Origin of the sequence: Streptomyces sp. NPDC020681, from assembly GCF_044334895.1 — a bacterium.
Classification (GTDB): Bacteria; Actinomycetota; Actinomycetes; order Streptomycetales; family Streptomycetaceae; genus Streptomyces.
Genome location: NZ_JBIRTX010000004.1, coordinates 465,739 through 491,852, shown reverse-complemented (window position 1 = coordinate 491,852; position 26,114 = coordinate 465,739). Strand labels below are relative to the sequence as shown.

The window sequence follows — 26,114 nt, the reverse complement described above, 5'->3', positions numbered from 1 at the left end:
AGCTGACCGCACGGCAATGCGGGACGCGTGTGCCGTGACGTTTCAGCGGCCGCCGGTGCGCTGCGCGCAGGCGCTCAGCGCGATCTCCAGCTCGACATACGACTCCTCGGCCCTGCGAAAAGCGACTTCGAGCGCTGCCTCGCCGCGCGGTCCGGCGAGTCCCTGGGCCGATTCATGGATGTCGTACAGCACATCGGCCCAGCGCCCGGCGGCGCTCTTCACCGCGGTGAGCAGTACCTCGAGGTCATGAGCGGTGGAAACCGGGGTCGCCGGCAGGCTCCGGAGCTCATCCAGCAGTGCTTCGATGTCGGACATCAGGCCCCTTCTCGCTCACCCGATCAAGGCTAGGCGGCGGGCGGAGCGGCCGCCGCCGATTCCAGGGCCGGCTCGTTCGGCGGACGCGGGCTGTCGCCGTACGGCAGTGCTGGCACGACGAACGGCTCGCCACGGCCGTCGAACGGTCGGCGCATCGGCCCGGGCCCCGTCCTTCGGATCAGGCCCCCGGGGCGTGTTCGCATGCCAGGCGAGACGTTGCGGACACGACCTAGGGCCTTTCGTCTGGATCATGCCGCATCAGCAGATCGCGCAACTGCCGCGCATGGCGACGGCTGACGGCGAGTTCGGCGGCGCCGACCCGGACGGTCGTCGTGCCGGCCTCCAGACGCAGTTCGTCGATGCGGGCGAGGGCGACAAGGTGGCTGCGGTGTATGCGTACGAAGCCGCGCGAGGCCCAGCGCTCCTCCAGGGTGGACAGCGGGATGCGCACCAAGTGGCTGCCGTCCTCGGTGTGCAGCCGGGCGTAGTCGCCCTGTGCCTCGACATAGGCGATGTCGTCGATCGGGACGAACCGTGTCACACCGCCCAGTTCAACCGGTATCTGGTCGGCGCTGTTCTGGACCGGCGCGTGCACTGCGGGCGGCGCTGCTGAGGCGGCGGGTTCGGGTTCGGACTGCGGCCGGGGTTCGCGCGCCGCCAGGACCAGATCGCGGACCCGGCGCACCGCCTCGGCAAGCCGCTCCTTGCGCACCGGCTTGAGGACATAGTCGACGGCCTTGAGGTCGAAGGCCTGCACGGCGAAGCCCTCATGGGCCGTGACGAACACGATCAGCGGCGGCCGGGCGAAGCCCGCGAGCAGCCTGGCGACGTCGAGTCCGGTGAGCCCCGCCATATGGATGTCGAGGAAGACGACGTCGATGGCGTCCTCGCCGTCGGGGCCCGCGTCCAGCGCGCGGCTGATGCGGCGCAGCGCCTCGGTGGCGTCCGTGGCCCCCTCGGCGCTCCTGATCCGCGAGTCGGAACGCAGGAGGTAAAGCAGCTCTTCGAGGGCCGGTCTCTCGTCGTCGACAGCCAGTACGCGCAGCATGCTGCGGAGTCTAGGGGGTGTCTTTTGGATCCTGCCGGGCTCGCGTGCCCTGGCACGGCACCTCGCCGCGTTGTCGTCAGTCGCCGACGCTCCGCGTCGTTCTCCATCCTCCGCCTTGCGATCCACCGCACCAGACCCCGCTCACTGATCCGGCCTGACCCAAAAGACACCCCCTAGGCGCGCCGCCGTCACCGGGCCACGGTGCTTCGCCGCCGGGAACATACGCGAGCTCGCGCTCGTCTGTCGCGCGGTTGAGCAGAGCTGTGTCCTGATCCGTACTCACTGGCAACAGACGGCAACAGGCGCAGCACCGCGAGACACGAAACGAGGACGCCATGAGCATGCAGCAGCGGCATCAGGACGTGGCCGCCTATGCACTGGGCGTCCTGGAGCCCGCGGACGCGTTCCGCTTCGAGGAGCACCTCACCGAGTGCGTGATGTGCACCGTTCAGCTCTCGGACTTCACCCAGGTCTCGTCCTCGCTCGCGGATCTCGCCGGGCCCGGCGGGGTCGAGACCCGTCCGTCGCCCCGGCTGCTGGAACGGCTCACCGACGAGGTCGCGCTGATCCGGCGGCGGAGCCGCAGACGCCGGCTCCGGCTGGTCGCGGCGGCGGCCGCACTGATCGTCGCGTTGCCCGGCGTCGCATTCGCGATGCGTGACGGCGGGAGCCCGAGCGTCGAACCGCGGGTCACGGCGACGGACCGGACGACCGGTGTCACGGCGTCCGCCGCCGTGGAGGGACGGGCCTGGGGCACGGCGGTCGCGATGCGGCTCACGCATCTCCCGGGTCCCGGCACCTGCCGGCTGGTCGCCGTCGGCAAGGACGGCATCGAGCATCCGGTCCTGACGTGGTCGGTGCCGGCCGGGGGCTACGGGATGCCGGGCTCCCCCGGCCATGAGGAGCCGCTGGAGATCGAGGGCGGCACGGACGTGCCGAGCACCCAGATCGGCCGCTGGGAGGTCCGCGGCCAGGACGGCAAGCCGCTGGTCACCATCACGGGCTGACGCGGGAGCGCTACTTCAGCAGTCGGGACAGTCTGCGGTCGGCGAGCGGCTTGCCGCCTGTCTGGCAGGTGGGGCAGTACTGCAGCGACGAGTCGCTGAAGGAGACCTGGCGGATGGTGTCGCCGCAGACCGGACACGGCTGCCCGGTGCGGCCGTGGACCCGCAGGCCGCTCTTCTTCTCGGCCTTGAGCCGGCCCGCCGCGAGTCCGCGCGAGCGCTCGACGGCCTCCCGCAGCGTCGCGCGCATGGCCTCGTACAGCGCGGTGACCTCGTCCTCGCCGAGGTTCTGCACCGGCTTGAACGGAGACATCTTCGCCACGTGCAGGATCTCGTCGCTGTACGCGTTGCCGATGCCGGCGATCAGGCTCTGGTCCCGCAGCGCGCCCTTGATCTGCCGCCGTTCACCGGCGAGCAGCGCGGCGAAGGCCTCCCGGTCGAAGGCGTCGGCCAGCGGATCGGGCCCGAGGCGGGCGATGCCGGGCACCTCGGCCGGATCGCGTACGAGATGGACCGCCAGTCGCTTGGTCGTGCCTGCCTCGGTGAGGTCGAAGCCGCTGCCGGAGGCGAGGACAGTACGCAGCGCCAGCGGCCCCTTGCCGGGCTTCGGCGGGGCCTTGGGGAACTCGTCCTTCCAGTGGAGCCAGCCCGCGCGGGCGAGATGGGTGACGAGATGCAGCCCGCCGGCGCTGATGTCGAGCCACTTCCCGTGCCGGTCCACGGCCGTGACCTCGGCGCCCTCGACGGCGCTCAGCGGCGGGTCGTACGTCTTGAGGACGCTGATCGCCAGCGGCACGACACGGGCGATCCGCTGTCCCACGAGATGGTCGCCGAGGAACTCTCTCAGCGCTTCGACTTCGGGCAGCTCCGGCATGCATCCAGAGTGCCAAAGGCGTGCAGCGGACGCAGGCTCACCGCCCGTTCAGTGCTCGCTCAGCCCGTAGACACGGCGTGCGGTGGCGGCGAAGACGGCGGTGCGTTCGTCGTCGGCCAGGCCCTGGGTCAGCGTCCGGGCGGCGGCGACCACCTCGGCGTAGCTCGCGGCGAGCGTGCACACCGGCCAGTCGGAGCCGAACATCAGCCGGTCGGGACCGAAGGCCTCGAGGACGGTGTCCGCGTACGGACGGAGATCGGGCGTGGTCCAGCCGGCCCAGGACGCCTCGGTGACCATGCCGGACAGCTTGCAGACGGTGTTCGGACGGGCGGCGAGCGCGCGCACATCGCTCGCCCAGGGCTGAAGTTCCTTCGCCGCGATCGGCGGCTTGCCGAGATGGTCGAGTACGAAGGTGAGTCCCGGCAGTCTGCCGGCCGCCTCGGTCGCCGCGGGCAACTGGTGGGGCTGGACCACGAGGTCGTAGACGAGTCCGGCGGCGGCGACGGCGGCGAGCCCGCGCTGTACGTCCGGCCGCAGGAGCCATTCGGGGTCGGGCTCGCCCTGGACCTGGTGGCGGATGCCGACGAGCCGGTCCCCGCCCGGGAGTTCGCGCAGTCCGGCGAGGGTGTCGGCGATGCCCGGCGCAGTGAGGTCGGTCCAGCCGACGACGCCCGCGACGAGGTCGCTGCCGTCGGCGAGCGCGAGGAACTCGGGTGTCTCGTCGGCGACGGTGATGGTCTGGACGAGGACGGTGGCGTGCACGCCCTCGGCGCGGGCCTCGGGCGCGAGGTCGGCGAGCGAGAAGTCGCGCCGGATGGGTGCCAGGTCGGGTCCGGTGATCCAGTCCTGGTCCCGTACGGACAGATCCCACACATGGTGGTGCGCGTCGATGACCGTCATCGGTTCACAGCTCCCAGACGACGGGCAGCCCGGCTTCGGCACCGTCGGCGGAGTAGTCGTGGACGACGTCGAGGAGTTCCGCCATGCGGGCCTGCCAGGCGATGTTGACCGGGAGTTTCTCCAGGGAAGCGAGCAACTGGGCGTAGTCGGCGCAGTCGAGGAGATGGAAGAGGTCGGTGCCGCTGCGCCAGATGGTCCAGGAGGTGACGCCGCCGGCGCGGATCGCGGCGGTCAGCTCCTCGGGCACTTCGCGGTGCGCGGCCTCGTACGCCTCGATGCGGTCGGCGCGGACCTTGGTGTGCAGGGCCACTCTCATCGGGCCTCCTCCTTGGGCAGCAGTCCTTCGGCGCGCAGTTCGTCCCAGAGTTCGGCCGGGACGGTACGGGCGAGCAGATCCGCCGCGTCCCGTACTTCGTCGGCCGAGCGGGTGCCGACCAGGGCACCGGCGACGGCCGGGTGGCCGAGCGAGTAGTGCAGGGCGGCGGCGCGCAGCGGTACGCCGTGCCGTTCGGCGACGGCCTTGAGCCGCAGGGCGCGGTTCAGGATGTCGTCGGGCGCGGCGGCGTAGTCGAAGGTGGCGCCCGGCCTCGGATCGGCGAGGAGCCCGGAGTTGAAGACCCCGCCGACGACCACGCTCTTGCCGCGCGCGGCGGCCTCCGGCAGCAGTTCGTCCAGTGCGCTCTGGTCGAGCAGCGTGTAGCGGCCGGCGCACAGGACGGCGTCGACGTCGGTGTCGCGCAGGAAGCGGGTGAGCATGGCGGCCTGGTTCATACCGGCGCCGATCGCGCCGACGACGCCCTCGGAACGCAGCCGCTCCAGCGCCGGATAGCCGTGGTTGAAGGCTGCTTCCTCGTGCTCGTCGGGGTCGTGCAGATAGACGACGTCGACGCGGTCGAGGCCGAGGCGGGTCAGGCTCTCCTCGATGCTGCGGCGTACGCCGTCGGCGCTGAAGTCCCAGACACGGCGGTGGTCGGCGGGCACGGCGAAGCCGTTGGCGAGGTCGTCGCCGTCGGCGGAGCGGGGTTCGAGGAGGCGGCCGACCTTGGTGGAGAGGGTGTACGCGTCACGGGGCCGGGTGCGCAGCGCCTGGCCGAGTCTGCGTTCCGACAGGCCGAGTCCGTAGTGCGGTGCGGTGTCGAAGGTGCGGATGCCCGCGTCCCAGGCGGCGTCGACGGCGGCGGCTGCCGCGGCCGGTTCGACGGGTGTGAAGAGATTGCCGATTCCGGCGGCTCCGAAGGACAGTTCGGTGATCTCGACACCGCTCCGTCCGAGCGTGCTCCGTCGCATCCCGCTGCTGCCCCCTCGCCCTGGCGTCCGCCGGTCGCCGCGCGGATCGCGATGCTGATCGCGCCATCGATCACGACGAATATTCATCGGATCACTTGGCGGCGTCAACACCCTTGCCAGGGTGAGATCCTGCATCGAGCAGGCGAGCAGTCCGATCTATCGGGTGAGAGCGAGGAGTTCCGCAGTCTCCTCCGTGAGGCACCAGGCGAGCCGGTCGAGGTCCGGCACCGCCTTGCCGTCGGCCACCAGGCCCACATGCACCCGGCCGCCGTACGTGGACATCGCGATCGCCAGCGACTGACCTCGGGCCAGCGGCGCCATCGGGTAGATCTCCCGCAGCGGGCAGCCGCCGAACGACAGCGCCGAGCGCGGCAGCGGCACGCTGGTCACCAGCAGATCGAACAGGATCCGCGCGGCGCCGCCCGCCAACGGCGCGCCGAACCGGTGTGCCAGCGGCGGCAGTTGATCGGCGAGTACGGCGACGGCCCCGGCGCCGCGCGACGGACCCGCCGCCTTGTTGCGGTCCATGGCGGTGCGTACGGCGTCGAGCCGTGCCCGGGGGTCGGGCTCGGAGACGGGCAGATGGACCAGATACGCGGAGAACTTGTTGCCCGAGCTCGTCGTGCTGCCCGGCCTGCGCCGGGAGACCGGGACCAGGGCGCGCGGATCGCCGCCCGGCGGCAGCTCGCCGCGCTCCCCCAGCCAGCGCCGCAGCCCGCCCGCGACGATCGCGAGCTGCACATCGTTGGCCGTGCCCCCGGTCGCCTTCCGTACGCGCTGCACATCCTCGAGGTCGAGCACCGCAGTGCCGAGGCGGCGCGTGCCGCTGGAGCCGGCCGAGAGAGCGGGCATCCCACGCGGATCGAGCCGACTGGCCCGAACGACTGACGCGCCGACCTCGACGGCCCGGCCCAGGTCCTCGACGCGGCCCCGCGCGAACCCGGCGAGCTGCAGCGGGCCCGTGAACCAGGACCGGGCAGGCGCGGGCCTGGCCTTGCGCACGCCGTTCCTGCGCGGGTCGGCGATCTCGTCGAAGATGCCTGCCCCGATCGCGACGGCGCGCATGCCGTCCGCGAGCGCGTGATGGAGCTTGACCAGCACCGCGAAGGGACCGCCGCTCTTGCCGGTGAGGAGGTACATCTCCCACGGCGGCAGTCCTCGGCTCAGCGGGCGCTCCATCAGTTCGCCGGCGATCGCGGTGGCCTCGGCCGCGAAGTCGCCCTCCGGCAGCCGGACATGGTGCACATGCCGCCGTACGTCGAAGTCCTTGGCCACGGACCAGGCCGCGCCGCCGACGGGCAGCCACACGTCGCGCACCCGCATCCGCAGCCGGCGGATCGCGGCGGCACGCGTGGCGAGGAGTTCGAGGACGCTGTCGCTGCTCTTCTCCTCCCCGGCGGGGGCGAAGACGGCGAGTGCGCCGAGATGCATCGGGTGTCCGGCGGACTCGAGGTGCCAGAAAGCCAGGTCGAGGGGTGCGAGAAGCTCGCTGCTCACGGTGTCCTCATGTCCTAGTAGGCCGCGAAGACCGAAGTCAATCGCCTTCGGTCGGTTACGGTCAAGTACGATCACTGCACGGACAGTTAACAATAGGTAATCAGCGGATGTCCTGCCTGTCCGGAATGCTGAACTCGCACCACACGCACTTGCCGCTGCCGCGGGACTCCACACCCCACGCCTCCGCCAGCCGGTCGATCAGCAGCAACCCACGGCCGGACACGCCGGACTCGCCCGCCTCCCGCCGCCGCGGCAGCGCGCTGGAGCGGTCCTCGACCTCGACCCGAAGCCGCCGGTCCGGACCCGCCAGCACCCGCACCGTCACGATCGCGCCGCCGTCCGTGTGCATCAGCGCGTTGGTGATCATCTCGTCGGCGACCAGCTCGATCTCGTCCGTGCGATCGCCCGCGCCCCAGGCCAGTACCGCCGCGCGGACCATGTGCCGCGCCGAGCGCAGCGCCTCCGGGTCGTTCTGCGCGACATGCTGCTGCAGCCTGCCGCCGCTCTGCGGCGTGACCGCGCCCTTGCGGCGCAGCAGCAGAAGCGCCACGTCGTCGTCGCCACCGCGCTCCTCCACGACGTCGCAGAGATGGTCGGCGAGCATCTGGAGATCGCGCGGACCGCTGCGCACCAGCGCGGACAGCAGCTGCATCCCGTCGTCGAGGTCGGCGCCGGGCTGCTCCACCAGGCCGTCGGTGTACAGCAGGAGGGTCTGGCCCGGGTCCAGCTCGACGGTGCTGACCGGGTACTCCAGCCGGCCGAACTCCGCCGACAGCCCGAGCGGCAGCCCGCCCTCCACCGGCACCCTGCGGCAGCTGCCGTCCGTGTCCCGCAGCAGCGGGTCGACATGCCCTGCGCGCACCACCTGCACCACTCCGGTCGACAGATCGACCTCCGCGTACATGCAGGTCGCGAACCGCTCGGTGTCCAGCTCGTTCAGGAACACGGAGGCGCGCGCCATCACGGTCGCCGGGGTGTGCCCCTCGGCGGCGTACGCGCGCAGCACGATGCGCAGCTGTCCCATCACCGCCGCCGCGTCCGTGTCATGGCCCTGTACGTCGCCGATGACGGCGCCGACCCGGCCGCCGGGCAGCGCGATGATGTCGTACCAGTCGCCGCCGATGTCCCGGCCGATGCGCGCCGAGCGGTAGCGCACGGCGATCTGCGCACCGGGCACATCGGGGATCCGCCGCGGCAGCATCGCCTGCTGGAGCCCGGAGGCGAGATCGTGCTCCTGGTCGTAGAGCACGGCACGCTGCAGGCTCTGCGCGATGCTGCTGCCCAGCGCGACCAGCAGATTGCGCTCCTCGGAGCTGAAGCCGGTCTTGTCGCTGTAGAGCAGGCCCAGCGCACCGATCGGCCGGGCCTGCGCGATCAGCGGCAGATAGGCGGCCGAGTTGATGCCGAGGTGTCTGATGTTCGGCCAGAGCACGGGATATGACTGGGCGAAGTCCTCCCTGGACTCGATGAAGCGCGGTGCGAGGGTCCGTACCACCTCGCTCATCGGGTAGTCCTCGTCCACGCGGGTGTAGCGGGTGCCCGGCACGAAGGAGCCCTCGGGCCCTTCGGCGACCAGATGGATCCGGCCCGACTCCAGCAGTCCCATGACAAGGCTCGTCGCGCCGAAGTGCTCCAGGCCGTGGGTGTCCTTCAGTACGTCGATGACGTCGTGGACGGTCCTGGCGTGGGCGAGCGCGGCGGTGGTGCTCTCCACGACGCTGGTCTGCCTGCGCCGCTCGACGTCGGCGTCGAAGCGGGCGGTGGAGTCGGCGAGCTCTTCGGTGGCGTCGCGGACGATGCCGATGATCCGCACCGGGCGGCCCGTGTGGTCGCGTCGTACGCAGGCCTGCGTGTGGGTCCAGCGCAGGACGCCGTCACGGCGGCGGATGCGGAAGTACGCACCGTAGTTCTCGCTGCCGTTCTTGAGCGCCTGCGTCACCATCGTGTCCAGCCGGACGGCCTCATCCGTCGGCACCCGTATCGCGAGGCTGGCCGGGTGTCCGTCGTACTCACCGGGTTTCAGGTCGAACACCTCGAGAGCGGGCGTGTCCATGTGCATGAGCCCGCTGACCAGGTCCCAGTCGAAGCTGCCCATGCGGTTGAGGGTCAGACTCAGATCCGGGTCGGCCGGCCAGTCGTCGGGAAGCGACAGGGCACCCGCTGCCCGATCAACCATGGAGCCACTCTGCCATCATTTGTCGGATTCTTCGACCGGTTCGGATTTCGCTCAGCCCGGGAAGGTGTCCGGCTCGGCCGGCTGCTCGCTGGGGATGAGCAGGTCCGGATCGGTCGGTACGGCACCGTCGGACGGCACGTCGGGGACGGGCGGCGGCTGGACCTCGCTGGGGGGATCGGCCGGCGGTACCGCCGGGTCCAGTGGAGGCGAGGCCGGGCAGCCCGGCGGTACGGGAGGCAGCGTCGACGGATCGTCGCCGGGCGCCGGGGCCGTGAGCGTCGGACAGTCGGTCGCGGACGGCTGTTCGCTGCGCGGCTGGTCCCCGTTCGGACTGCTGGGATCGGTGGAGTCGGGCGGCAGGACGGGCGGGTAGCTGTAGATGTCGTCCGGGTTGACGGGCGGCAGGACGTCGGGGCGCTTGTCCTCCTCGCCGTCGCTGCCCGTCTTCCGCTCGATCCAGGTGTTGTTGACGATATTGACGATCACCAGGCTGGTGAGGACGGTCGTGGTGGGCTTGATGACCACGACCCGGTCGGGCCGGTAGCCCGTCCACGGCGTGCCCTTGTGGATCACGGCGCCCTTGACGGCGACCGGCGGCTTCAGCGGATTCCCACAGGCGCAGCGCACGCGTGGCGCTCCGTACTGGTCCACCATCACGGCCGTGCCCGCCTGGAGCACCGTCTGGTAGGCGACGGACGAGCCGCCGCGGTAGCCGTGGTTGGTCATCCGGGTGTCGGCGCGCAGCACGACGGGAGTGAGTCCGCGCAGAAAGCCGGGGATGCCGGCCTCCTGGATCCCGGCGCCCTGCGCGAAGGCACGCGCCTTGGCCTTGTCGCCGGCGAGAAAGCCGACCTGCCGCTCGACGTCGCAGCTGCCGACGGACTGGGTGCCGCCGTACAGGCCGGGCGTCGCACCGGAGAGCGTGCGCAGTGTCTGGCCGCGGGAGGGCGGTCTGCTCGCGTCGGCCGACGGCGGTGCGGGCGCGGGTGCGGAGAGGGACCTGGCCGATGAGGCGGTGTGGGGGTCCGGCCCCTGGGCGTCGACCGGCAGGAGGTAGACCTCCCCGTCCGCCGCTGTCGCCGCGGTGCTGTCCCCGCCGCATCCGGAGACCAGAAGACCGAAGGAGAGCACGGCGGACAGCGCAGCGGCCGTGGCGTACCGACGACGAGTGGGTGGACGCACGAAGTTCTCCCGCCTCTTGCACCCTGAAATTTGTTCCTCAAGTTCTGCCGGATTCCCGCAACCCTCGCGACTTGAACGCGTTCAACTAAGTCTCTAGGCTCACCCATAAGGAATTGAACACGTTCAAGCCCAGGGTGGGGTGCGTGATGTCCGTACTGGTCAACCTGATCGTGATGCTCGGCATGCTGGTGATCGTGCCCGCGGGACTGCGGCTGATCGAACCCGAAGGGCTCGCACCCGTTCGGCGCAGCTGGCCGCTGTTCGCCATTCCGGGAGCCGTCGCTCTCTGGCTGCCGCGAGGCACCGCGGCGGTCGCCCTCGCCGGCATCTATGCGCTCGGCACTCTGCTCCTTGCCGCACAGGCACCGCGCAGACTGGCCCGTACCCGCTCGCTCGCACCCGCCGAGATCGCCGTACTCACCGCGCTCGTCACGCCGTCGGTCGCCGCTCTCGCGCTGATCGCGGAACGCTCCGGCCACCAGCTGTTCGGCTTCAGCCTGCCGATCCTCGCGCTGACCGTGCCGCACTTCCACTTCGCCGGCTTCGCCGCCGCACTGGTGGCGGGCCTGGTCTGCCGCACGGCGCCCGGCGCGGCCGGACGCTTCGCCGCGCTGAGCGTGCCGCTCGGCACGCTGCTCGTCCTCGCCGGCTACTTCCTCGACGACTGGGCCGAACTGCTCGGCGCCCTGGTGCTGACCGCGGGCATGTGGGCCGTGGCGCTGCTGACCTGGCGCGATGTCAGGGCCGGCGGACCCGACCGGTTCACCCGCGGGCTGCTGGCCGTCTCGGCCGCCGTGCTGGTGGCGACGATGCTGCTCGCGCTGAGCTGGGCGCTCGGCGAGGCGACCGGAGTGCCGCACCCGAACCTCACCTGGATGGCCGCCACCCATGGCCTCGGCAACGCCCTCGGCTTCGCACTCTGCTCGGTGTTCGCCTGGCGACGACTCAAGGAGACTGCCGTATGACCCGCCTGAGCACCCTCAACTACCCCGAGACCGGCGCCACCCGGCTCGGCCCGCTGCCCGACGGCTACCACCATCTGCACCACACCGTCCGCATCGGCCGCGGCCGCGCGGTCTTCGAGGCCGCGGGAACCGCCGTCACCACCTGGCGGATGCACCGCACCTCCGGCGCACGGGTGCGCACCACGGCGGCCCGCGCCGAACCCGGAGCACGGGTCGAGGTCTCGGCCGGCCTGGGTCCGCTGCGGCTCGGTGTGCCGTGCGAGGTGGTGTGGACGGCGTACGAGAAGGACCGGACGGGCTTCGCGTACGGGACCTCGGACGGTCATCCGGAGTGCGGTGAGGAGTCGTTCGTCGTCGACATCCGCGACGACGGCTCGGTGTGGTTCACCGTCATGGCCTTCAGCCGGCCGGCCGCCTGGTACACCCGGCTCGCCGGTCCGCTCGTGCCACTGCTGCAGAAGGCGTACGCCCGCCGGCTCGGTCACACCGTGCGACGCCTCGCCGCCGACCGATACTGGATGTGATGGATTGGTTCAGCGACGGTGACTACTGGCTGAGCCGGCTGGTCTTCCAGCGGGCTCTGGCCGCCGTGTATCTGGTCGCCTTTCTCACCGCGGCGCTGCAGTTCCGGGCGCTGATCGGCGAGCGGGGCATGCTGCCGGTGCCCGCGTATGTACGCCGGGTGCGGATGCGGCACGCGCCGAGCCTGTTCCAACTGCACTACTCCGACCGGCTGTTCTCGCTCTGCGCCTGGGCCGGCTGCCTCCTCTCGGCGGGCCTGTTGGCCGGCGCGGCGGACCGGATCCCGCTCGGCGCGGCGATGGCGTGGTGGGCGGTGCTGTGGGCGCTGTATCTGTCGATCGTCAACGTCGGCCAGACCTGGTACGGCTTCGGCTGGGAGTCACTGTTGCTGGAGGTGGGCTTCCTCGCCGTGTTCCTCGGCAATGAGCGCACGGCTCCCCCGGTGCTGGTGCTGTTCCTGCTGCGCTGGGTGCTGTTCCGGGTGGAGTTCGGCGCGGGGCTGATCAAGCTCCGCGGAGACCAGTGCTGGCGCGATCTGACCTGTCTCTACTTCCACCATGAGACGCAGCCGATGCCGGGCCCGCTGAGCTGGTTCTTCCACCATCTGCCGAGGTCCTTCCACCGGGTCGAGGTGGCGGCCAACCATGTCACCCAACTCCTCCTCCCGGTCCTGCTGTTCACACCTCAGCCGATCGCGAGCGCTGCTGCGGCGGTGATCACGCTGACCCAGCTGTGGCTGGTGCTGTCCGGCAACTTCTCCTGGCTCAACTGGCTGACGATCACACTCGCGCTCTCCGCCCTGGACTTCTCGATCTTCACCGATCCGCCGGCGCTGCCCGCGCCGGCGCTTTGGTACGAGATCGTGGTCATCGCGGTCACGGTGCTGCTGGTCGGCCTGAGTCACCACCCGGCGCGCAATCTGCTGTCCCGGCGACAGCAGATGAACCGCGCCTACGATCCGCTCCATCTGGTCAACACCTACGGCGCGTTCGGGTCGGTGGGCCGGGTGCGCCATGAACTCGTGGTGGAGGGCACCGACGAGAAGGTGCTCCACCCGGGCACGGTGTGGCGGGAGTACGGATTCAAGGGCAAGCCCACGGATGTGCGCAGGCTGCCGCGCCAGTACGCGCCGTACCATCTGCGGCTCGACTGGATGATGTGGTTCGCCGCGCTCTCGCCGGCCTATGCGCAGTCCTGGTTCGGGCCGTTCGTGGAGCGGCTGCTCGACGGTGACCGGGACACACTGCGGCTGCTGGGCCGCAATCCGTTCCCGGACGCCCCGCCCGCGTATGTCCGCGCCAGGCTGTACCGCTACCGGTACACGACCTGGCGCGAACTGCGGGACACCGGCGCCTGGTGGCACCGGACCTATGTGCGCGAGTTCCTCAGGCCGACCAGGCTGCTTTGAACACCCACACGTGCCTGCCGGCCCTGCGGGCGGCGGGCGGCACGTCGATGACCAGCTTGCCGCCCGTCGTGCGCCAGTTCAGCGGCCGGTCGTAACCGAGCATGGTCACCTTGTCGCCGGGCCGGACGGGCACCGGCGCCTCGACGGTGAGCGTGGGGCCGGGCTCGGCGAGCGAGTGGATGTAGAAGGCCTTGTCGGGGCGGACGGTGAAGCGCAGATCCTCGCCGAGCTGCGGCATCCGCGCCCAGTACGTCGTGGAGTAGATGGCCTCGCCGTTGACCTTCAGCCACTCGCCGGTCTCGCGCAGCCTCCGCTCCATGATCTCCGGGATGGTGCCGTCGGCGCGCGGGCCGATGTCGAGGAGGAAGTTGCCGTTCTTGGAGACGATGTCGACGAGCGAGTGCACGACCTCCTCGGTCGTCATGTAGCGGTCGTCGGGCGTGGCCGCGTTGTAGCCGTAGCTGAACGGGTCCAGGCCGCGGCTCGACTCCCACTTGTCGGTGACGATCGAGTCGTATGTCGTGTACTCGGGCGTCGTGAAGTCGTGCGGGCCTATTCCGGAGCGGTTGTTGACGGTCACCTCGATGGGCCGGGCCCGGTTCTTGGCGTGGTTGAAGTACTCGGCCAGCACCCGGTGGCTGTCGTTGACGCCGCCGATGTCGCACCAGAGGACCTCGGGGTCGTACCCGTGGATCAGCTCCAGCATCTGCGGGGCCTGGAGGTCCTTGATGTAGTCGCCGGGCCGGTGACCGGTGTACGGGACCGGTTCGAGGGTGTACGGATTGCGCGGCGCGTGGCCCATCCACGGGTTGTCGGGGTTGAACCACTCCGGCATCGAGAAGTACAGGCCGCGGTGGAGTTCGGGCGCATACCGGCGCGAAGCGTCGAAGAGCTCCTTGATCAGGTCGCGCTTCGGGCCCATCTTCACCGAGTTGCGGTCACTGACCTTGGTGTCCCACAGCGCGAAGCCCTCGTGGTGCTTGGAGGTGAGGACGTGGTACTGCGCGCCGGCGTCGCGGAACAACTCGACCCAGGCGCGCGGGTCGAAGCGCTCGGCCTTGAACCGCGGGATGAAGTCGTCGTACGCGAAGGACTCTCCGTACGTCTGACGGTGATGGGCGTACGTCGGGTTGTTGGGGTCCTGCATGTGGTTCCAGTACCACTCGGCGTACTGCTTGCCGACCGGTGCCCACGCGGGCACCGAGTAGACGCCCCAGTGGATGAAGATGCCGAACTTGACGTCCTGGAACCAGTACGGGGCCTGGTGGGTGTTGAGCGAGGCGTCGGTGGGCTGGTAGTCGGGGACGCCGAGGGTGAGCGAGCGCCGGGCGGCGGCGGCCTGCTGACCTCGGCCGCGGGCCACGACCGCGCCCTCCTGACTGGTGCCTGGCGTGGTGCCGGGCCGGCTGCGGATGCCGATCCTGACCCGGGCCTGCTCGCCGGGGGCGAGCCGGCGGACGGTCGCGGGGTCGACGGTGCGGGCGCCGGGCACGTCCACGGCGAGCGTGAGCCGGTCGGCAGGGAGGATGCCGACCGTGCCCGCGTTGATCACGGTGGCCTCGACGCTCTGTGCGCCGGAGCCGAGCAGCGATGTCGTCGAGTGCGCGTCGCGCAGCGCCAACGCCCGTCCCTCGGCGGCGGGTTGGAGGGTGAGCGCGAAGATGTGCAGCGAGGTCTTGTTCGCCTCCGCCGGACTGGTGACGGGCAGCGTGAGCGCGACGGCTTCCTTGGTGGAGTCCATGGTGAGCTCGGCCGAGGCGATGACGACTTGGTGCGGGTCCTTCGTGCCGGACGGCGTGTAGCGGTACGGGGCGGTGAGCGCGCCGCTGCCCGAGTACCAGTCCGGTGCGCCGAGGGCGGTGGCCTGCGTGGTGCCGTCGGCGTAGTGGACGGTCGCCTTGCCGGATGCCGCGCCGTAGCTTCCGGCGACGAGGAACAGGCCGGAGAGATAGCGGCCCTTGGGGAGTTCGATGCGCTGTCCGAGGGCGACGATGTTGTTCTTCGCGCCTGCCGTAGCGGCCGGGAAGAGATAGGCGATTCCGTCGATCTCCAGTCGCCCCGACGGGAGTTCCTCGCCGGGATAGGTGTAGCCGGAGCCGTCGAAGTTTCCGCCGCGGGCGTCCGCGGTGTCGATGCCGTCGTTGTCGAACCAGCGCTCCAGCGGCACGGGCACGGCGGCGGGGACCGTGCCCCAGTCGCCGTCGTGTCCTTCGGGCTCTGCCGCTCGCGGGCTCGCATCGGCCGTGGCCGGGGTGATGAGGACGGCGCCGACTGCCGCCCCCGCCGTCATTCCGAGTACATGGCGCCTGGGAAGTTCGGTCATGAGGTCCGATGATTGAAGCGTGACGAGAACCTGTCAATACACTCAGCATGCCTTACGCCGATTTTCTCCCCAGAGCCATCGGATGATTCTGGCACCCCCGTCCGGGACCCGCCAAAAACGCCCGTACCCCCTGTCCACCGGGACAGGGGGTACGGGCGAAGCGATCCGCTCAGTCGATGCCGGGCAGGATATGCGGTTCGGCGAGGTCGTCCTCGTAACCGGCCAGCCGGATCGGAGCCGATCGGGCCCACACTTCGAGGCTTCCGAGCTCATCGGATCGGCCGGCTCGCTCGCTCTTGCGTTCGGGCGGTCGCTTCTCTTGCTGCTTCACATCTGGTGTCACCGCGCACTCCTCTGTGTCGCGTAACTGGGACAAGGGCAGTTCGGTCGCGGTGGCGCCGGCACTCGGGCGGGACCGCAGCCTGGTTGCAGACTTGTCCCAGGACGGCCAAGGGGTTTCGTGGATCCCTTGGTGGCGTCCATTCACCCCAGAGTAACCAAATGAGCGCTGCCCCGCTCGATGGGGCCTGTAACTCGGCTCGAATCCGGCCAATCGATCCGGCCAACACCCTGTGCCCGTAAGGGGCTTCGTGGCATCGTGCGCGGATGACTTCCAGGCAGGCACAAGGCAGCCTCGACGGGCGGACGGCGCTGGTCACCGGGGCATCACGGGGCATTGGCCTCGCCGCCGCCGACGCGCTCGCCGCGGCGGGCGCGAAGGTCGTGGTCACCGCCCGACACCCGGATGGCGTAGCAGCGGCCGTGACGCGGCTGCGTGAGGCAGGAGCCCAGGCGGCGGGCTGTGCGGGCAGCGTCGCGGACCCGGCGCACCTCGACCGGTGCACCGCCCTCGCGATGCGGGAGTTCGGGCGGCTGGACATTCTGGTCAACAACGCGGCGACCAACGCTCCGTACGGTCCGCTGATGGCGGCCGACCCGGATCAGTGGCGCGAGGCGTTCGCGGTGAATGTCGAGGCGGCGTTGCGGCTGGTGCAGCTGAGCTGGCGGCTCTGGATGCGCGAGCACGGCGGCGCGGTGGTCAACATCTGCACGGAGGGCACGCATGGAGTCGGTCCGCAGGTCGGCGCGTACGGCACGAGCAAGGCCGCGCTGCTGCATCTGACCCGGCAGCTGGCCGGTGAACTCGCGCCGGGCGTACGGGTCAACGCGGTCTCACCGGGTCTTGTTCGCACCGAAATGGCCAGGTTTGTCTGGGAGGGTGCGGAGCAACGGATCGCCGACGGCCTGCCGCTGGGCAGGATCGGCGAGCCGGACGATGTGGCGCGTGCGGTGCTGTGGCTGGTGTCCGACGAGGCGGCCTGGGTGACGGGAGCCGATCTGCTGGTGGATGGCGGCACGCGGGTACGCGCGGCCGCGGGCGGCGGCGCGTACGCCGTCCACGAGCAGTTGCGAGGCCATGTCCCGGGGAACAGGCCGGATCAGTGAGCGGGGTCCGGCGAGCCCACCCGGGGACGCGGGCCCGGCAGGACCCGAAAGACCGGTCCTGCCTACCAGTTCGCCGGAGCGTAGTCCTTGAGGAAGCAGCCGAAGAGGTCCTCGCCCAACTCGCCGCGCACGATCGGGTCGTAGACCCGGGCCGCGCCGTCGATCAGGTCGAGCGGGGCGTGGAAGCCCTCGTCGGCCAGGCGCATCTTGTCCGGGTGCGGACGCTCGTCGGTGATCCAGCCGGTGTCGACGGCGGTCATCAGGATGCCGTCGGACTCGAACATCTCCTGCGCGCTGGTGCGGGTGAGCATGTTCAGCGCGGCCTTGGCCATGTTGGTGTGCGGGTGGCCCGCACCCTTGTAGCCGCGGCTGAAGACGCCCTCCATCGCGGAGACGTTCACCACGTAGGTGCGCTTGGCCTCGGCGGCGGCCATCGCCGGGCGGAGCCGGCTGATGAGGATGAACGGCGCGGTGGAGTTGCAGAGCTGGACCTCGAGCAGCTCGACCGGGTCGACCTCGGAGACCGTCTGGATCCAGCTGTTGGTGTCGTGCAGATCGGGCACGAGTCCGCCGGCGTCGATCGCCGTGCCGGCCTCGATCCTGGCGAGCGAGGCGGAGCCGGAGACCAGCGCGAGCTCGGTGACGTCCTGCGGCGTCAGGGCCTCGGTCCGGGCGGCCGGCAGCGCGGCCACCGAGTCCACGGCGCCGCTGCCGAAGGTGCCGATGATCTCGGCGGCGGGCAGCTCACCGGCCGGCAGCGGGGCGGATTCGGCGCTGACCAGTTCGCTGTACGCCTGCGGGGAGCGGCGTACGGTCTGCGCGGCGTTGTTGATCAGGATGTCCAGCGGGCCCTGGGCCGCGACCGAGTCGGCGAGCGCGACGACCTGGGCCGGGTCGCGCAGGTCGATGCCGACGATCCTGAGGCGGTGTATCCACTCGGCGCTGTCCGGCATCGCCTTGAAGCGGCGGATCGCGTCGTTCGGGAAGCGCGTGGTGATCGTGGTGTGAGCACCGTCGCGGAGCAGCCGCAGCGCGATGTACATGCCGATCTTGGCGCGGCCGCCGGTGAGCAGGGCGCGCTTGCCGGTGAGGTCGGTGCGGGCGTCGCGGCGGGCGCGGTTCTCGGCCGCGCACTCCTGGCAGAGCTGGTGGTAGAAGGCGTCGACCTCGACATAGCGGGTCTTGCAGATGTAGCAGGACCGGGGGCGCTGGAGTATGCCCGCGATCTCCCCGGTGACCGAGGAGGACGGCAGCAGGCCCTCGGTCTCGTCGTCGATCCGCTCGGCGGAGCCGGTCGCGGTGGCCTCGGTGACCGCCTTGTCGTGGGCGGTCTTGGCGGCCCGGCGCTCCTGGCGGCGGCGCTGCTTCACGGTCCGGTAGATGCCGGCGGTGGCGCGCCGCACGGCGATCGCGTCGGGGTGGTCTACGTCCAGCTTGTCGAGCTCGTCGAGAACGCTCAGGCAGACGGCCAGACGCTCGGGGTCGATGCCCGGGCCGAAGGCCGTACTGTCCTCTGTCACCGTCATGGCCTTTGCCGTTCCTCGATCACTCGCGCGCTGGGGGTTTCAAAAGCGCAACTTTACTGAGCAAAAGGGTGACGGCAAAATCCGATGAGCAGGGGCCCCGGCCCCTGCTCATCGCGGCTCCGGGGGCCGAAGCCTCCGGTCCCCTCGGAACGCGGTCACGCAAACAGGCCGGTCAGCCACGACCGCCACGCGTCCTCGTTCTTCTGCGCGTCCGCGCCCGGGGCGAAGTCGTGGACGCTGACGCCGACCGGCGCGCCGAAGTGGTTGCGGCCGAAGACGCGGTACAGCGCCTCGTCCGTGCGCAGTCCGACGAAGTACGCGTTGCGGTAGTCGACGACCGCGTCGACCCGACCCGCGCCGGGCAGCTCGACCCGTACGGTCGCGCCTTCCGCGGTGTCGTCGGGCAGCCCCAGTCCGCGCCGGACGACCTCGAGCCCGTCCGGGACATTCGATGTGCCGGGCGCGTCCAGCGTGGCGAAGGTCACGGGCCTGCCGGAGAAGTAGGTGAGGTACTGCCGCAGCGTGTGCAGATAGAAGTCGGTGTGCTTGTTCGCGCCGTCGTACTGGTTGTCCCAGTCGTCGACCAGGATCCCGCTGTGCACATAGCGCACCCAGGAGCCGCCGCCTTCGCGCGGCTCGATGACATGGTCGAGCTGGTTGAAGGTCTGCACGTCGACGCCTTCGGCGTCCTCGGTGCGGGCGGTCAGGTGGCGCGGCGGGTCCCACGCGGTGACGGTGCCGCCGTATGGGGCCGCGCCGCCTTCCCGCGGCTCGTACTCCATCGGCCAGAGCCAACCGCCGGTGCCGGTGGTGATCGCGTCCCAGACCTGCTCGGGACTGGCGTCGACCGCGAACTCGCGGACGATCTCGAATTCCTTTTCCTGCGACATGACGTCTCCTGGTGCTCGGACTACTCGGACTGCGGGGATGGCGCGGTCTCGATGGCGGGTGCGGTGGGCGGGATCTTCACCGTGGGATGGAGCGCCACGACGAGGCGGTGATCGCGTCCGCCGGGCGCGTCCTCGTCGTGGTACTTGGCGATCAGCGCGCCGACGCCCTGCGTCAGCTCCTGCACGAACGCGGCCCGGTCGGCGGCGGAGGCGAACCGCACCTCGCCGTCGAGGGCATAGGTCGCGAGGCGCTTTCGCGCCTTCGTCGCCCCCGTGATCAGGCTGCCGACGTCGCGCACCAGCCGCGCGGCGAGGGCCAGCATCCAGCGGGCGGAGAGCTGGTCGCGGAAGCCGGCCGGGTCGGGCTGGACCGCGGCCAGGGCGAGCGGCGAGATCACGTACGAGGCCGCGGTGGCGCGCATCAGCCGCTCGGTGACATTGCCCTTTCTGCGCTCGCCGGCCAGCTCGACCAGGCCGTGCCGCTCCAGGGCCTTGAGGTGGTAGTTCACCTTCTGGCGGGGCAGCCCGACCCGGCTCGCGAGCATCGTCGCCGACGCGGGCCCGGCGGTGAGCTCGGCGAGAAGCCGGGAGCGCATCGGGTCCAGCGAGACGGCGGCTGCCGCCGAGTCCTCGATCACGGTCACGTCCAACATGGCTCCACCGTCTCACCGACAACTTTTTTTGTCCAGCATCATTTTCCTGTCGGCAGGAAGAGACGACGGATGGCCGAATCGCGCGAGTCGGGTGTCACCGCCGCGATCGCCGCCGAACTCGACGGCTCGGGAACGCCGTACACCGCAGGATTTCGACTTCGCCGTGAACGAGGAGTGCGCGCAGTTCGGCGAGTGCGCGGCACTCAAGCCGTTCGTGCAGGCCGGCAAGGCGGTCTTCGATGTCGAGTACGCGATCGGCGTGGGCGCGTTCTGCGAGGGCTCGCGTCGGCTGGGGCTGAGTTCGATGCGCGAGAAGCTCGATCTGGGCGCGTGGCGTCAGCCGTGCTGACGACCGCGCGGCGGGCGGGGCCGCGATCAGGACGCGGCGAGCACAGCCTGTACGGTCTTGCCGCCGCCGGGCCCGCCCCGTACCGCGAAGTGCCGGGAGAGTTCGCGCACCATCACCATGCCCCGGCCGCTCTCGTCGGTCTCCAGCGGTGAACACAGCCTCGGGTGCACCGGGCTCGCGTCCTCCACCTCGACGGTCACGGTCCCGGGGTCGACATGCAGCCGCAGCCGGCAGCTGCTGCGGCCGTGCCGCATGGCGTTGGTGACCAGCTCGGAGACGACCAGTGTGGCGTCCTCCACCTGGTCGCAGGTCACTTCCTCACCGCAGCCGCGGGTGAGGAACACCGTGGTCAGGTGCCGTGCCCAGAGGGCAGATGTCTCCGCCTGCGGCAGCAGGTACGTAGCACGCGTGGCGCGCCGACGGGTGCGCCTTTGCGTACGCATCCCCATCACTCCGTTCCGATCAGGCCAGTCTGTTGGCGTACGGGAAAGCAGGAGCGGGGCGGTCGTTGGCGGGCGGATGCGCAACGACGAGCCCCTTCCTCCCTGTGTTGCCCAGACCGTGAGATCGGCAATCGGCCAATTGGCTCAGACCACCTTCTGTCCCTTGCCCAGCGCGATGACTCCGTTCTTGGAGACGGTGTAGAGCTCCTGGTCACGCTCGGGATTGACACCGATCGTCGCGCCGGGCGGCACATCCACGTTCTTGTCCAGGATCGAGCCGCGCACGACCGCGCCACGACCTATGCGCACGTTGTCGTGGAGCACCGAGCCCTGCACCACCGCGCCTTCGGCGACGGTCACACCGGGCGAGAGCACGGACCGGGTGACCTGGCCCCGGACGACACAGCCGGGACTGATGATCGACTCGCTCGCGATGCCGGCGCCGATGAAGCGGGCCGGCGGCAGCTGGCTGTGGTGGGTGTAGATGGGCCAGCTCCGGTTGTCGAGATCGAAGGCCGGCCGGTCCGGTATCAGATCCATATGGGCTTCGTAGTACGTGTCGAGCGTGCCCACATCGCGCCAGTAGCCGTGCTCCCGCGCGCTCTCGCCCGGCACATGGTTCGCATTGAAGTCGTAGATCTGCGCCATACCCCGCTCGGTGAGCATCGGCAGGATCGAGCCGCCCATGTCATGGACGGAGTGCTCGTCCTCGGCGTCCCGGTGCAGGGCGTCGACCAGGACCTTGGTGGTGAAGAGGTAGTTGCCCATGGAGGCGAAGACCCGGTCGGGATCGCCGGGCAGTCCCGGCGGGTCGGTGGGCTTCTCCAGGAACTGCTCGACGCCGGCGCCGTCCGAGGACGGCGTGATGATCCCGAAGGACGACGCCTCGGCGCGCGGCACCTTGATTCCGGCGACCGTGACGCCCGCGCCGCCTTCGATGTGCTGCGCCAGCATCTGCCGCGGGTCCATCCGGTACACATGGTCCGCGCCGAACACCGCGATGTAGTCCGGCTGTTCGTCATGGACCAGGTTCAGGGACTGCAGGATGGCGTCCGCGCTGCCGAGATACCAGCGGCGGCCGAGCCGCTGCTGTGCCGGGACGGGCGTCACATAGTTGCCGAGCAGGCTCGACATCCGCCAGGTGGTGGTCACATGGCGGTCCAGCGAATGCGATTTGTACTGCGTGAGCACGCAGATGCGCAGGATGTCGCCGTTGACGAGGCTGGAGAGCACGAAGTCCACGAGGCGGTACATGCCGCCGAAGGTCACCGCGGGTTTGGCCCGGTCCGCGGTGAGCGGCATCAGCCGTTTGCCCTCCCCGCCCGCCAGTACGATTCCGAGCACCGAAGGTCCACCGCGCATCGACCGCCCCTCCCGCCTGTTGCGCCTGCCACGCCTGTTGCTCCTGTTGTGCCCTACTCCTGCTTGAGCAACTCCTCGTACAGCTCGTACGTCCGCCGGGCGACCTGGTCCCAGCCGAACTCGCGCACCGCACGCTGCCGTCCGGCGGCGCCCATCCGGGCCGCCTCCGCCGGGTCGTCGAGCACGCGGTTCACCGCCTGGGTGAGCCCGGCCTCGAAGGCCTCGGGGTGAGCGGAGTCGTACGGCACGAGCAGTCCGGTGCGTCCGTCGTCCACGACCTCGGGGATGCCGCCGACGGCGGAGGCGACGACGGCCGTGCCGCACGCCATGGCCTCCAGGTTCACGATGCCCAGCGGCTCGTACACCGACGGGCAGACGAACACCGCGGCGTGGCTGAGCAGTTGGATGACCTGGGGCCGCGGCAGCATCTCCGGGATCCAGTGCACGCCGTCCCGCACCCGCTCCAGCTCCTCGACCAGCTCCCGGAACTCCGCGCCGATCTCGGGCGTGTCCGGCGCGCCCGCGCAGAGCACCAGCTGGGCGTCCGGGTCGAAGGTGCGGGCTGCCCGCAGCAGGTGCGGTACGCCCTTCTGACGGGTGATGCGGCCGACGAAGAGGACGAAGGGGCGGTCCGGGTCGAGGCCGATCCGCTCGAGCGCGGTGGTGTCGTGGTCGGGGCGGTACAGGCGGGTGTCGATGCCGTTGTGGACGACATGCACCTTGTCCGGGTCGAGCGTGGGATAGCAGCCGAGGATGTCGCTGCGCATCCCGCGGGAGACGGCGACGACGGCGTCCGCCGCCTCGATCGCCGTACGCTCGGCCCAGCTGGAGAGCGCGTAGCCGCCGCCGAGCTGCTCGGCCTTCCAGGGGCGCAGCGGCTCCAGGGAGTGCGCGGTCATCACATGCGGCACGCCGTAGAGCAGCTTGGCGAGATGGCCGGCGAGATTGGCGTACCAGGTGTGGGAGTGGACCAGCTCGCGGCCCGCCAGCTCGGCGGCCATCGCCAGGTCCACGGAGAAGGTGCGCAGCGCGTCGTTCGCGCCGTCGAGTCCGGCGAACGCCCGGTGCCGCAGCACTCCTTCGGCCTCGCCCTCGCCCCAGCAGTGCACTTCGAGATCGGTGAAGGCGCGCAACTCCCTTGCGAGGAACTCCACATGGACCCCGGCGCCCCCGTAGACGTCCGGAGGGTACTCGCGCGTGAGCAGTCCCACCTTCACCCCATGATGGTCACTCACATGGGGCGCGCGGGGAAGACCGCGGTCCGGGTCACTGCAATGCCGATCCGTGCGGCGGACGGCCGCAGGCTCGGCTCTGGCAGCGGCGGCGGGTCCGTCGCTCGGCGGACCCGCGGGCGGCCGACGGCCACAGGCGGGAGGCGCGTCCGGGAGTGGCGGATCACAGGTGGGGCGCGAGCGCACGTCGACGCTCCTCCCCCGCCTCTCTCCCCTCCCTTGCGGTCAGGCTGCCGTCAGCCTCCTGTCAGCTTGGCCGCGGCCGCTGCCCGCACCCGTCGCGGGCAGCGATACCGTCGGCGGGCTCCACCCCCCGCTGACCTGCACGACCGTCGCACGGGGGACTTTTGGCCTAGGCTCGTACTACTCCGGCAGTACGTCGAATGGCCTGCTCAAGGACGACGACGTGAACGCTGAAGAGGGAGATCGTGGTCTTTATGAGTTCCCTCGTGCTGGCAGTGGTGCTGTCACTGATCTCCGCGGTCGCCTATGCGGCCGGGGCGATCGTGCAGGAGCATGTCGCAGCCTCCACCGCCGCCCGCCCCTACGCCCCGCTGCACCACTCGGGGTGGTGGTTCGCCGTGGCGCTGAACAGCCTCGGCGCGGTGCTGCATGTGATGGCGCTGGCGTACGGGCCGCTCAGCCTGGTCCAGCCGCTCGGCGCGCTGACGATCGTGTTCGCGCTGCCGATGGCTGCTCTCTTCGTACGGCGCAAGGCCGGATCCGCCGCCTGGCGCGGCGCGCTGATGGCGACGGTGGGCCTCGCCGGGCTGCTGATGCTCGTCGGCACGGCCGATTCGCACTCGCTGGACGGCGGACAGCGCGGGGTGCTGGCCGCGGCGACGTTCGGCGGTGTGGCGCTGCTGTTCCTGGTCGCGCAGACCATCGGCCGGCCGGTACTGCGCAGTGTGCTGCTGGCTGCCGCCGCGGGCGTGGCCTTCGGCATCGCCTCGGTGTTCACCAAGACGGTCGCGGTGGACTGGGTGTGGTCCGATCCGCTCGCGCAGTGGCCGAGCCTGCTGGTGATGGCCGTCCTCGCGATCGGCGGGCTGCTGCTCTCGCAGGCCTCCTACCGCGGCGCGGGCCTCGCGGCCCCGCTGGCCACGGTCACGGTCATCAATCCCGTCATCGCCGCCGCCGTCGGCATCACGATGTTCGGCGAGACCTTCCGCTACGGCATCACGGGCACGCTCCTGGCACTCGGCTTCGCCGTCGTCACGGCCGGCGGTCTGATCCTGCTGACGACGGAGCGGCTGGCCGCGTCCGCCCGTGAGCACAAGGATCCGGCCGGGTCCTCAGCCGCCCCGGCCGGTGACGGCGTTGCCGCGGCGCCGGAAGCCCGCCCTGCGTCTGCGCCGTGCTCGGTCCGCTCGTCGGTCCCGTCGGCTCCCCGGGCCCGTCGGCGTCAGACCGAGACGCCGCCCGCCCTGAGGTAGGCGAGGGGGTCGATGTCGGACCCGTACCCCGGGCCCGTACGGACCTCGAAGTGAAGGTGCGGCCCCGAGCTGTTGCCGGTGGAGCCCGAGCGGGCGATTCGCTGACCGCTGGTGACCTGCTGGCCGGAGCGCACGGTGAGCGCCGACAGATGCGCGTACTGGCTGTACCGGCCGTCGGTGTGGCGGATGACGACCTGGTAGCCGTAGGCACCGCCCCACCCCGCCGAGACGACGCGGCCGGAGGCGACGGCCTTGACGGAGGTGCCGGTCGGGACGGGGAAGTCCACACCGGTGTGATAGCCGCTGGCCCAGGAAGAGCCCGCCTTGCGGTACGGGGTGCCGATTGAGGCGTCGACGGGCGCGCTGAGACCGGTCTTGGGAGCGGGCTTGGTGGCGCGGACCGGCTTGGCCTGCTTCTTGGGAGCCTGCTTCTGCGGGGCCTGCTTCGGGGCCTGCTTTTGAGGGGCCGCCTGCTTCGGTGCTTGCTGCTGCGGGATCCGCTTCTGGGGAGCCTTCGGGGCCTGTTGCTTCGCGGCCGGGCGCGGCGTGGGCTTGGCCTTGGGGGCCTCGATGCGCAGGATCAGCTTCTGGCCGGGGTGGATCAGATCGGGGTCGGAGCCGACGACCGTACGGTTCTGCGCGTACAGCCGCTGCCAGCCGCCGCGTACCTCCTCGGTCTCCGCGATCTTGGAGAGCGAGTCGCCGCGGGCCACGGTGTAACCCTCGCGGTGCGTGGGCACGGTGGTCGGCGTCGCCTTGCGCGGCTGGGTCTCCGGCCGGGTCTGGTGCTGGGTCTGCTGGGTCTGCGCGGCTAATCGCCTCGCGGGTGCGATCTCGGGAGCGTCGCCGCCGCGGGTGAGACCGGCGCGCGTCGAGCACACGGGCCAGGCCCTGGGCCCCTGGCCCTTGAGCACCTTCTCGGCGATCGCGATCTGCTGGTCCTTGCTGGCGAGATCGGCGCGCGGCGCGTAGTGCCGGCCGCCGTACGCCTCCCAGGTGGACTGGCTGAACTGGAGACCGCCGTAGTAGCCGTTACCGGTGTTGATCTTCCAGTGGCTGGTGGACTCGCAGGCCGCGACCTTCTCCCAGATGTCCACGGAGGCCGCGTGCGTGGTGCCCGCGCCGATGAGCGGCAGAGCCATGCCGGCGCCGCCCGCGGTGACGGTGAGAGAGGCACGGTTGATCCGGCTCGGCTGGTGCCGACGGTGCCGACCGGTTGCGGCCATGGTGACTCCCCCACTGACAAGACGGTCACATCGCAATCGGTCAACTTAGG

Annotated in this window: 25 protein-coding genes and 1 pseudogene; 7 read left to right on the top strand and 19 right to left on the bottom strand. The window is 70.7% G+C overall.

From position 1 onward, the window contains the following. Nucleotides 1-42: 42 nt before the first annotated feature. The 3 genes from ACH4YL_RS12410 to ACH4YL_RS12400 all read right to left on the bottom strand — a co-directional run bounded on the left by ACH4YL_RS12410 (nt 43) and on the right by ACH4YL_RS12400 (nt 1,363). On the bottom strand, nt 43-315 hold the full coding sequence (locus tag ACH4YL_RS12410) for a hypothetical protein (protein WP_398507219.1): 273 nt from the start codon (nt 313-315) through the stop codon (nt 43-45). A gap of 29 nt (nt 316-344) precedes the next feature. Beyond that, nucleotides 345-470 (bottom strand): hypothetical protein, encoded by a 126-nt coding sequence (locus tag ACH4YL_RS12405; protein WP_398507218.1) that lies wholly within the window; start codon nt 468-470, stop codon nt 345-347. Nucleotides 471-544: 74 nt separating this feature from the next. Next, complete coding sequence (locus tag ACH4YL_RS12400; RefSeq protein WP_398507217.1) at nt 545-1,363, bottom strand: LytR/AlgR family response regulator transcription factor; 819 nt, start codon at nt 1,361-1,363, stop codon at nt 545-547. Nucleotides 1,364-1,698: 335 nt separating this feature from the next. Between ACH4YL_RS12400 and ACH4YL_RS12395 the strand changes: the two genes are divergently transcribed. Next, nucleotides 1,699-2,370, top strand: coding sequence for an anti-sigma factor family protein (locus tag ACH4YL_RS12395; protein WP_398507216.1), 672 nt, complete (start codon nt 1,699-1,701; stop codon nt 2,368-2,370). A 10-nt stretch (nt 2,371-2,380) separates the two neighbouring features. On the opposite strand, the gene ACH4YL_RS12390 is transcribed toward ACH4YL_RS12395, so the two are convergent. The 7 genes from ACH4YL_RS12390 to ACH4YL_RS12360 all read right to left on the bottom strand — a co-directional run bounded on the left by ACH4YL_RS12390 (nt 2,381) and on the right by ACH4YL_RS12360 (nt 10,283). Next, nucleotides 2,381-3,241 carry an Fpg/Nei family DNA glycosylase gene (locus ACH4YL_RS12390; RefSeq protein WP_398507215.1) on the bottom strand — a complete coding sequence of 287 codons (861 nt, stop codon included), beginning with the start codon at nt 3,239-3,241 and terminating at the stop codon, nt 2,381-2,383. A 48-nt stretch (nt 3,242-3,289) separates the two neighbouring features. After that, nucleotides 3,290-4,141, bottom strand: a complete 852-nt coding sequence (locus ACH4YL_RS12385) for an amidohydrolase family protein (RefSeq protein WP_398507214.1) — start codon at nt 4,139-4,141, stop codon at nt 3,290-3,292. A gap of 4 nt (nt 4,142-4,145) precedes the next feature. Then, nucleotides 4,146-4,457 carry an L-rhamnose mutarotase gene (locus ACH4YL_RS12380; RefSeq protein ID WP_398507213.1) on the bottom strand — a complete coding sequence of 104 codons (312 nt, stop codon included), beginning with the start codon at nt 4,455-4,457 and terminating at the stop codon, nt 4,146-4,148. After that, entirely contained in the window at nt 4,454-5,428 is a 975-nt protein-coding gene (locus ACH4YL_RS12375; protein WP_398507212.1) for an aldo/keto reductase, read from the bottom strand. The genes ACH4YL_RS12380 and ACH4YL_RS12375 overlap by 4 nt, the downstream gene beginning before the upstream one ends. Nucleotides 5,429-5,584: 156 nt before the next feature. Next, entirely contained in the window at nt 5,585-6,925 is a 1,341-nt protein-coding gene (locus ACH4YL_RS12370) for a wax ester/triacylglycerol synthase family O-acyltransferase (RefSeq protein ID WP_398507211.1), read from the bottom strand. A 100-nt stretch (nt 6,926-7,025) separates the two neighbouring features. After that, nucleotides 7,026-9,101: a SpoIIE family protein phosphatase gene (locus ACH4YL_RS12365; protein WP_398507210.1), complete on the bottom strand. Its 2,076-nt coding sequence runs from the start codon at nt 9,099-9,101 to the stop codon at nt 7,026-7,028. A gap of 51 nt (nt 9,102-9,152) precedes the next feature. Beyond that, nucleotides 9,153-10,283, bottom strand: a complete 1,131-nt coding sequence (locus tag ACH4YL_RS12360) for a DUF6777 domain-containing protein (RefSeq protein WP_398507209.1) — start codon at nt 10,281-10,283, stop codon at nt 9,153-9,155. A 146-nt stretch (nt 10,284-10,429) separates the two neighbouring features. Between ACH4YL_RS12360 and ACH4YL_RS12355 the strand changes: the two genes are divergently transcribed. From ACH4YL_RS12355 to ACH4YL_RS12345, 3 genes are read left to right on the top strand one after another with little or no spacing between them, the layout of a single operon-like run. Then, nucleotides 10,430-11,248 (top strand): YndJ family protein, encoded by an 819-nt coding sequence (locus tag ACH4YL_RS12355; protein ID WP_398507208.1) that lies wholly within the window; start codon nt 10,430-10,432, stop codon nt 11,246-11,248. Between the two features lie 5 nt (nt 11,249-11,253). Beyond that, the gene (locus tag ACH4YL_RS12350) at nt 11,254-11,772 is read left to right on the top strand and encodes a DUF1990 family protein (protein ID WP_398507341.1); all 519 of its coding nucleotides are present in this window, start codon (nt 11,254-11,256) and stop codon (nt 11,770-11,772) included. Then, nucleotides 11,772-13,178, top strand: a complete 1,407-nt coding sequence (locus tag ACH4YL_RS12345; RefSeq protein WP_398507207.1) for a lipase maturation factor family protein — start codon at nt 11,772-11,774, stop codon at nt 13,176-13,178. Before ACH4YL_RS12350 ends, ACH4YL_RS12345 begins: the two co-directional genes overlap by 1 nt. On the opposite strand, the gene ACH4YL_RS12340 is transcribed toward ACH4YL_RS12345, so the two are convergent. Together ACH4YL_RS12340 and ACH4YL_RS12335 are read right to left on the bottom strand one after the other, a co-directional pair. Further along, a complete protein-coding gene (locus tag ACH4YL_RS12340; protein WP_398507206.1) occupies nt 13,156-15,501 on the bottom strand; it encodes an alpha-L-fucosidase in 2,346 nt (781 codons plus the stop codon). The genes ACH4YL_RS12345 and ACH4YL_RS12340 overlap by 23 nt on opposite strands. 169 nt (nt 15,502-15,670) lie before the next feature. After that, nucleotides 15,671-15,844, bottom strand: coding sequence for a hypothetical protein (locus tag ACH4YL_RS12335; RefSeq protein WP_398507205.1), 174 nt, complete (start codon nt 15,842-15,844; stop codon nt 15,671-15,673). A 263-nt stretch (nt 15,845-16,107) separates the two neighbouring features. Between ACH4YL_RS12335 and ACH4YL_RS12330 the strand changes: the two genes are divergently transcribed. Beyond that, on the top strand, nt 16,108-16,947 hold the full coding sequence (locus ACH4YL_RS12330; protein WP_398507204.1) for an SDR family oxidoreductase: 840 nt from the start codon (nt 16,108-16,110) through the stop codon (nt 16,945-16,947). 62 nt (nt 16,948-17,009) lie between these two features. Here the strand turns inward: ACH4YL_RS12330 and ACH4YL_RS12325 are convergent, their stop codons facing one another. From ACH4YL_RS12325 to ACH4YL_RS12315, 3 genes are all read right to left on the bottom strand, one after another. Continuing rightward, entirely contained in the window at nt 17,010-18,473 is a 1,464-nt protein-coding gene (locus tag ACH4YL_RS12325) for an SDR family NAD(P)-dependent oxidoreductase (RefSeq protein ID WP_398507203.1), read from the bottom strand. 155 nt (nt 18,474-18,628) lie between these two features. Further along, nucleotides 18,629-19,363: an SRPBCC domain-containing protein gene (locus ACH4YL_RS12320; protein ID WP_398507202.1), complete on the bottom strand. Its 735-nt coding sequence runs from the start codon at nt 19,361-19,363 to the stop codon at nt 18,629-18,631. A 20-nt stretch (nt 19,364-19,383) separates the two neighbouring features. Beyond that, entirely contained in the window at nt 19,384-20,016 is a 633-nt protein-coding gene (locus tag ACH4YL_RS12315) for an ArsR/SmtB family transcription factor (RefSeq protein WP_398507201.1), read from the bottom strand. Nucleotides 20,017-20,164: 148 nt separating this feature from the next. On the opposite strand from ACH4YL_RS12315, the pseudogene ACH4YL_RS12310 reads away from it, so the two are divergent. Next, a pseudogene (locus ACH4YL_RS12310) lies at nt 20,165-20,365 on the top strand (endo alpha-1,4 polygalactosaminidase); the annotation flags it as partial. 26 nt (nt 20,366-20,391) lie between these two features. On the opposite strand, the gene ACH4YL_RS12305 reads toward ACH4YL_RS12310, so the two are convergent. The 3 genes from ACH4YL_RS12305 to glgA all read right to left on the bottom strand — a co-directional run bounded on the left by ACH4YL_RS12305 (nt 20,392) and on the right by glgA (nt 23,387). Continuing rightward, nucleotides 20,392-20,808, bottom strand: a complete 417-nt coding sequence (locus ACH4YL_RS12305; protein ID WP_398507200.1) for an ATP-binding protein — start codon at nt 20,806-20,808, stop codon at nt 20,392-20,394. Nucleotides 20,809-20,952: 144 nt separating this feature from the next. Further along, nucleotides 20,953-22,170 carry a glucose-1-phosphate adenylyltransferase gene (gene glgC, locus ACH4YL_RS12300; RefSeq protein ID WP_398507199.1) on the bottom strand — a complete coding sequence of 406 codons (1,218 nt, stop codon included), beginning with the start codon at nt 22,168-22,170 and terminating at the stop codon, nt 20,953-20,955. Between the two features lie 53 nt (nt 22,171-22,223). Next, nucleotides 22,224-23,387 carry a glycogen synthase gene (gene glgA / locus ACH4YL_RS12295; protein WP_398507198.1) on the bottom strand — a complete coding sequence of 388 codons (1,164 nt, stop codon included), beginning with the start codon at nt 23,385-23,387 and terminating at the stop codon, nt 22,224-22,226. A gap of 452 nt (nt 23,388-23,839) precedes the next feature. Between glgA and ACH4YL_RS12290 the strand changes: the two genes are divergently transcribed. Continuing rightward, nucleotides 23,840-24,838, top strand: coding sequence for a DMT family transporter (locus ACH4YL_RS12290; protein ID WP_398507197.1), 999 nt, complete (start codon nt 23,840-23,842; stop codon nt 24,836-24,838). Here the strand turns inward: ACH4YL_RS12290 and ACH4YL_RS12285 are convergent. Further along, entirely contained in the window at nt 24,808-26,064 is a 1,257-nt protein-coding gene (locus tag ACH4YL_RS12285; protein ID WP_398507196.1) for a transglycosylase family protein, read from the bottom strand. The genes ACH4YL_RS12290 and ACH4YL_RS12285 overlap by 31 nt on opposite strands. Between the last annotated feature and the right edge of the window lie 50 nt (nt 26,065-26,114).

What these genes read in the sequence shown, in the direction of transcription:
- ACH4YL_RS12330 (WP_398507204.1), top strand. Translation starts at nt 16,108, where the DNA reads ATGACTTCCAGGCAGGCACAAGGCAGCCTCGACGGGCGGACGGCGCTG.
- ACH4YL_RS12405 (WP_398507218.1), bottom strand. Translation starts at nt 470, where the DNA reads ATGCGCCGACCGTTCGACGGCCGTGGCGAGCCGTTCGTCGTGCCAGCA.
- ACH4YL_RS12305 (WP_398507200.1), bottom strand. Translation starts at nt 20,808, where the DNA reads ATGCGTACGCAAAGGCGCACCCGTCGGCGCGCCACGCGTGCTACGTAC.
- ACH4YL_RS12355 (WP_398507208.1), top strand. Translation starts at nt 10,430, where the DNA reads ATGTCCGTACTGGTCAACCTGATCGTGATGCTCGGCATGCTGGTGATC.
- ACH4YL_RS12390 (WP_398507215.1), bottom strand. Translation starts at nt 3,241, where the DNA reads ATGCCGGAGCTGCCCGAAGTCGAAGCGCTGAGAGAGTTCCTCGGCGAC.
- ACH4YL_RS12285 (WP_398507196.1), bottom strand. Translation starts at nt 26,064, where the DNA reads ATGGCCGCAACCGGTCGGCACCGTCGGCACCAGCCGAGCCGGATCAAC.
- ACH4YL_RS12345 (WP_398507207.1), top strand. Translation starts at nt 11,772, where the DNA reads ATGGATTGGTTCAGCGACGGTGACTACTGGCTGAGCCGGCTGGTCTTC.
- ACH4YL_RS12340 (WP_398507206.1), bottom strand. Translation starts at nt 15,501, where the DNA reads ATGACCGAACTTCCCAGGCGCCATGTACTCGGAATGACGGCGGGGGCG.
- ACH4YL_RS12325 (WP_398507203.1), bottom strand. Translation starts at nt 18,473, where the DNA reads ATGACGGTGACAGAGGACAGTACGGCCTTCGGCCCGGGCATCGACCCC.
- ACH4YL_RS12365 (WP_398507210.1), bottom strand. Translation starts at nt 9,101, where the DNA reads ATGGTTGATCGGGCAGCGGGTGCCCTGTCGCTTCCCGACGACTGGCCG.
- ACH4YL_RS12410 (WP_398507219.1), bottom strand. Translation starts at nt 315, where the DNA reads ATGTCCGACATCGAAGCACTGCTGGATGAGCTCCGGAGCCTGCCGGCG.
- ACH4YL_RS12380 (WP_398507213.1), bottom strand. Translation starts at nt 4,457, where the DNA reads ATGAGAGTGGCCCTGCACACCAAGGTCCGCGCCGACCGCATCGAGGCG.
- ACH4YL_RS12320 (WP_398507202.1), bottom strand. Translation starts at nt 19,363, where the DNA reads ATGTCGCAGGAAAAGGAATTCGAGATCGTCCGCGAGTTCGCGGTCGAC.
- glgC (WP_398507199.1), bottom strand. Translation starts at nt 22,170, where the DNA reads ATGCGCGGTGGACCTTCGGTGCTCGGAATCGTACTGGCGGGCGGGGAG.
- ACH4YL_RS12375 (WP_398507212.1), bottom strand. Translation starts at nt 5,428, where the DNA reads ATGCGACGGAGCACGCTCGGACGGAGCGGTGTCGAGATCACCGAACTG.
- ACH4YL_RS12385 (WP_398507214.1), bottom strand. Translation starts at nt 4,141, where the DNA reads ATGACGGTCATCGACGCGCACCACCATGTGTGGGATCTGTCCGTACGG.
- ACH4YL_RS12400 (WP_398507217.1), bottom strand. Translation starts at nt 1,363, where the DNA reads ATGCTGCGCGTACTGGCTGTCGACGACGAGAGACCGGCCCTCGAAGAG.
- ACH4YL_RS12315 (WP_398507201.1), bottom strand. Translation starts at nt 20,016, where the DNA reads ATGTTGGACGTGACCGTGATCGAGGACTCGGCGGCAGCCGCCGTCTCG.
- ACH4YL_RS12395 (WP_398507216.1), top strand. Translation starts at nt 1,699, where the DNA reads ATGAGCATGCAGCAGCGGCATCAGGACGTGGCCGCCTATGCACTGGGC.
- ACH4YL_RS12290 (WP_398507197.1), top strand. Translation starts at nt 23,840, where the DNA reads ATGAGTTCCCTCGTGCTGGCAGTGGTGCTGTCACTGATCTCCGCGGTC.